Below are 5,191 nucleotides of genomic sequence, written 5' to 3'. Positions count from 1 at the left end.
ATCAGTTTAATCCTGAGTCAGACAAAATCCGCGTTATTTAGCCGGAGTGATCACTATGTTCCTGAGTTCTATCGGACCGTGATCGCCCTGGAAGTAAATAGGACCTGGTTCGCCTTCATTGCTGTCAAGCGCACCGCCGGTGATACCGGGGATGGCGGCGTTGCAGATGATGGTTTTGCCGTTGGCCACTATGGTTACCAGGCGGCCTACCAGTGTGATATCATATGTTTGCCACTGGCCGGGGCCCAGTGTTACCATGTCGTTAGGTACCAGGAAACCGTATACACCTCCGAACAGGTGGCTGGAAGGCGCATCTGTTTTAGGATTATCAATAATCTGTGTTTCATAACGGCCTCTCAGGTAAACGCCGCTGTTGCTGCCTGCCTGGTAGCGAAATTCCACGTGCAGCTTAAAGTCGTTGAACGTTTTTTCTGAGATCAGGTTGGCGCCGGAATGCGGGCTGGTAAGGATACCGTCTTTAACGATCCATTGATTTTCGCCCAGTGCTTTCCAGCCGCTCAGGTCTTTCCCGTTAAACAGTTTTATGGGTTTTCCCCATACAGGAGCGGCCGTTCTTTTGAGATCAGGCGCTCTTACCCCGGTAAAAGAATAGGAATGCCCGTCGCTGGTATGGATAGTACCGCTTATGCCGGCGTCTGTTACATTACCTTCCAGTTTCAGGTCGCGGTCTTCCTTTTCCCACTGTGGTGGTATGGAGAAGCTGAACTTGCCGTTGTCGAAGTTTACTTTGGAGATAGGCCTGGCACTGCCACCGGTGCTCACAAAGCGACCTACCAGGGTACTAAACCCCGAAAGCTCCACTTCCAGCCAGGAAGGTTTATCTACGCCATTTTCGCTGACTTTGATATCCCAGGCGCCTATCAGGGCCCCGCCTTTAACGCTTTCATTCTTAATAGCCGATACCTGCGCCATAACACCGGAGGAAGTTACCAACCCCAGTCCCATGCAGCATACCAGCCCCGCGATAATACTTTTTCTATTCATGTTCATGTCCATGTTTGTTGAAGAAAGCTATAAAGATAAATATTTGGTCTGTAACTTTTATTCCCGTATTCGCGTTAAACGATCAAACCTACCCCCATGCATATTTCTACCTATATCAAATTCCCGGCTATGATCGCCGTTATACTGGTTCTCGGCGGATGTGCAAAGGATAAATGCACCAAAATAGTTCAGCAGAAAATATATACGCCCGTACTGCTGTCGTTAGAAGACTACTGGGCCTCTGTTAAATCGGAGGAACCAAAGGAAATCGGAACAACAGGAAAGATCTATGTAAAAGACCAGTATATTTTTGTAAGTGAGCCCTACCTGGGTATCCATGTGATCGATAACAGCACGCCGGCATCTCCCCAAAAAATTTCCTTCCTGAATGTAATGGGAAACATGGAAATCGCTATAAAAGGCAACTACCTGTATGCGGACAGCTACAACGATCTCATGGTATTCGACATCAGCGATCCCCGTAATATCACATTTGTAAACCGGCTGCCGGATGCCACCGCTTACCCCATAAGCGCCGATGGCCTGCTAATGGGATGGAAAATGTATCCCGACAGTATCGTGATCGGGTTTACCTCACGGGATACCTCCTATTGCGACTGCTCCACCAACGACAATATGCTGTTGTTTGCCAGTTCTGAAGCTGCTGCTTCTTACAATAATAAAACCCAGCAAAACGGTAAAGGCGGGTCAATGGCCCGTTTTACCATCGCCGGGGATTATCTTTATACTGTTAACCATTTCCAGTTAAAAGCATTTAACCTCAGCAATGCTGCATCCCCTTTATTAAAAGGCACACAGAATATTAACAGCGGTATTGAAACCATTTTCCCTTATGGTGATTACCTTTTTATCGGTAGCAGGAATGCCATGTACATCTATGATATCGCTAATCCCGCTGCCCCTGCCCAACGCTCTGTGGTTACCCATTTCCGGGCATGCGACCCGGTTGTGGTGGAAGGCAGTAAAGCATATGTAACCGTGAGGAGTGGCGCGGCCTGCGCAGGTAACCTCAATCAACTGCAGGTATTTGATATCAGCAATGTAGACAACCCCATAAAACTAAGTACTACCGAAATGAAAAATCCACATGGGTTGGGGATCGATAACGGGAAGCTCTTCATTTGCGAAGGAACATTCGGGCTGCGTTTTATGAACGCATCAGATGTTACGAATATCATCACTACCAAACTGGTGGACGGATTGGATACTTACGATGTGATACCTTTTGAAAACCAGCATCGCCTGCTGGTAAGCGCCAGGGACGGTATTTATCAATACGATTACAGTACAATGACCAACCCGCAATTGTTAAGTAAAATTGCAGTAAAGGGACATGCCTACTAACAGGGTGCAATTATTTGGATAACCGCTCCACGGCCAGGTCCAGCGATTCCAGGAAATTAACCTGCCGGCCTTTGTTGCTTTCGTAAATAAAGTCGCGGATACTTTTGCCCGGATACCTGGTAAAGTGGCCAATGATCACCAGCCGTGCTTTATAGTTGGAGAACTTTTGCAGGATCTCCCCTGCCACCCCTGTTTTCAGATCAAAAAAAGCCGGGGTAACATTCTTCTCCCGGATAATTATTTTGTTGTAATCCTGGTAATAAAGGTCCATTATCAGCTGTAATGCTTCCCCCGGATCAGGCATCAATATTTCATCTGAAATGATTTCCGCGATGCCATTTCCATGCGCTACTATCTTCATTATAAATATTTAATCACCTCAGGTTATTGGCTTCTTCAAATTGCTGCAGTGTATGATAAAGCTTTTCATCTTTCTCCCTTACCTTTCCGGACATTACCAGCTGTTCCTTATTTAACTCCACCAGCTTGTTTGCCGCTATACTTGCTTTCTCCGGATCTTTATCATAGCCCGCCTCCTGTTGTCGTATTTCTTCCCGTTCCCTGTTTTTCATGTCCCTGAGTCCTGTGTAATAATCAACAGCGGCTTTTTTTAGCTCATCGCCCTGTTTTACGCCTTCTGTTGGTAACGCTTCTATTGTTTTAATAATGTTGTTGAACTCCTGTTCTATTTTATCCGTAGCCACCAGCGCGCCTTTAAAATCTTTCTTTATCAAACAATTCAGTTTTTCCTCTTCCGCTCCACCTTTGCCTACCAGGATATTGAATGCCACCCGTTCCTGCTTCACAATAACATTCCTCAATTCAATGGCCTTTTTGGACTTACAGGAGATAAGGCCGGTTGCTAAGAAAATGATGACAAAGATTTTCTGCTTCATTGGTGGTTTCCTTTAACAATGATGATAAAACAGGTTAAACAACAGTAGTAAGATAGTTTTTTTTCTTCATTTACCAATGATCAGATGCTGCTGAAAACAGCCAATGAATATACGTTACTGTTTGCCGGGGTAATGAGATGCAGCCAGTCCTGCAACGCTACATGGGTGGTGCAGGGTCCATATGTAATGACCCTGATCTTCCGTTGCAACGACTCTTTTTTCAGCATCTCCAACACCTGCTGCATGATTTTCCCCCTGAAGGGAGTAAACATAAAGAACACCGTTCCTTCCGAATAATCCGCGGCCCGCGCATCTGTGTTGATGAATACAATATTGGATAAATAAAGTTGCGCCACACAGTTATTGGCATAGTCACAAAAGGCCGGTTCAAATTCAATCCCCCTGGCGGTAGCACCGGTAAGCAAATGTACAAGCATGGCTACCTGTCCAAGTCCCGAGCCTATATCATAGAAAACATCCTCTTTTGTGAAAGCGGCTTTTTCTGCCAATTCAAAAATAATCCTGGCAGGTGTTTTCTGATAGTACACCATTTCCGGGTCCAGCTCCTTCGTTTGCCCGGGCATTGTTTGAGAAGGGAATAACCCATTTACGAAAACATCCACATGATCATACTCCGTTGCCACCTCTTGTATGCTGCCTGCGCTGTTAAAACCGGTATATTCCTGAATAAGTTCCCTGAACCTTTCTCCGGTTATTTCTCCTGACCTGATGCGCGTCTGCAGCCGGTGAAACATTTGCGTATCAACGTTCTCCAGCTCCTGCTTTATGCTTTCTGCCTGCTGCTTTAACGGCAGCAGCAACTCCTGTTGCGCTTCCTCCAACAGCAATTCATCAATGCGGTCAATTACCAGGAAATCGATCCTGTCTATCGCCTCCATGCGCTTTTCAAATTCCTCCTCCCGGAAGAGCTGGGAATCGGCGGCTGTTTCAGCTATAAACGACTGTATCTGGGAAAAGGTCATGTTCCTTCCAATGAAATGATTTTATTTTCCAATCACCTTTTTCCGGTGTGCCTGTCCCCAATGATACAGTGCATCCAGCACTTTGTCCAGCGAGGTGCCATGTTTGGTAATTGAATATTCTACCGTAGGCGGGAAGGTATTATGCACTTCCCTTTTGATCAGCTTATTTGTTTCCAGTACTTTCAGTTCCTTCGACAATGTTTTGTCCGTAATACCACCTACTTCTTTTGATATTTGCTTAAAGCGTTTATTCCCGGTAGACAAAGAAAGCATAATTAACAACTTCCACCTGCCTTCCAGGGCTTCCAGCGCATCTTTTATAGCAAGTACACTTTTAGGGCATCCTTCGCGTGTCAGCATCTTCTTCGTTTTGGATTTCACGATACTATCCTGTTGGATAGCACTATCCAACAGGATAGTACTATCATTTGGATAGCAAATGTAGATACTTTTACTGCACAATTAATAACAGCTCAAAAAATTACAATGACGATCAAAGCAAAGCGCATCCTTTCTACAGTATTGATGGCAATTCCTATCCTGGTGCTTATGATGGGTGGAGTAATGAAACTGGCTAACGCGGAACCTCCGTCAGTGGTCCGGTTCTTAACCAAATACGGATTTGGTGATTATATGAAACTGCTGGGTACCGGTGAACTGATCATTGCTGCATTGCTGTTGTATCCCAAAACAAACAAGCTTGGGTTCCTGCTGGCAAGCTGTTACCTGGGCGGGGCTTTTTGCCTGGAAATATCGGGCAGTCAGCCTCCTGCTTCCGCCGTATTTCTTGCTATTCTCTGGGTGGGAATGTTTTTAAGGTCCAGGGAAATGTTTCTGCAGGGAGCCGCTAATAATAATTAAATGATATCGATATGAAGAAATTACCGGGCTCTTTATTATGCATTTCATAGCAGGAACTACCCATTGTGTGTATGACTTAAC

At 45.4% G+C, this 5,191-nt stretch carries 7 protein-coding genes; 2 read left to right on the top strand and 5 right to left on the bottom strand.

Annotated elements, in window-relative coordinates; all coding sequences use genetic code 11:
* Positions 1-33 precede the first annotated feature (33 nt).
* Entirely contained in the window at positions 34-1,005 is a 972-nt protein-coding gene (locus VN105_RS17880; RefSeq protein ID WP_325642892.1) for a DUF1080 domain-containing protein, read from the bottom strand.
* A 96-nt stretch (positions 1,006-1,101) separates the two neighbouring features.
* Here VN105_RS17880 and VN105_RS17875 point away from each other — a divergent pair, with 96 nt between their 5' ends.
* Positions 1,102-2,370: a hypothetical protein gene (locus tag VN105_RS17875; RefSeq protein WP_325642891.1), complete on the top strand. Its 1,269-nt coding sequence runs from the start codon at positions 1,102-1,104 to the stop codon at positions 2,368-2,370.
* A 10-nt stretch (positions 2,371-2,380) separates the two neighbouring features.
* On the opposite strand, the gene VN105_RS17870 is transcribed toward VN105_RS17875, so the two are convergent.
* From VN105_RS17870 to VN105_RS17855, 4 genes are all read right to left on the bottom strand, one after another.
* Positions 2,381-2,731: a DUF4180 domain-containing protein gene (locus VN105_RS17870; protein ID WP_325642890.1), complete on the bottom strand. Its 351-nt coding sequence runs from the start codon at positions 2,729-2,731 to the stop codon at positions 2,381-2,383.
* Positions 2,732-2,744: 13 nt separating this feature from the next.
* Positions 2,745-3,266, bottom strand: coding sequence for a hypothetical protein (locus VN105_RS17865; RefSeq protein WP_325642889.1), 522 nt, complete (start codon positions 3,264-3,266; stop codon positions 2,745-2,747).
* 80 nt (positions 3,267-3,346) lie between these two features.
* Positions 3,347-4,249 carry a hypothetical protein gene (locus tag VN105_RS17860; RefSeq protein WP_325642888.1) on the bottom strand — a complete coding sequence of 301 codons (903 nt, stop codon included), beginning with the start codon at positions 4,247-4,249 and terminating at the stop codon, positions 3,347-3,349.
* A gap of 21 nt (positions 4,250-4,270) precedes the next feature.
* Entirely contained in the window at positions 4,271-4,609 is a 339-nt protein-coding gene (locus VN105_RS17855; RefSeq protein WP_325642887.1) for a helix-turn-helix domain-containing protein, read from the bottom strand.
* A 126-nt stretch (positions 4,610-4,735) separates the two neighbouring features.
* Here VN105_RS17855 and VN105_RS17850 point away from each other — a divergent pair, with 126 nt between their 5' ends.
* Positions 4,736-5,110: a DoxX family protein gene (locus VN105_RS17850; RefSeq protein WP_325642886.1), complete on the top strand. Its 375-nt coding sequence runs from the start codon at positions 4,736-4,738 to the stop codon at positions 5,108-5,110.
* Positions 5,111-5,191 lie beyond the last annotated feature (81 nt).

It is taken from the genome of Chitinophaga sp. (genome assembly GCF_035564935.1).
In the GTDB taxonomy this organism is placed as follows: Bacteria; Bacteroidota; Bacteroidia; order Chitinophagales; family Chitinophagaceae; genus Chitinophaga.
Note: the sequence above shows the minus strand (reverse complement) of the source record. Positions and strands in the feature narration are given on the sequence as shown.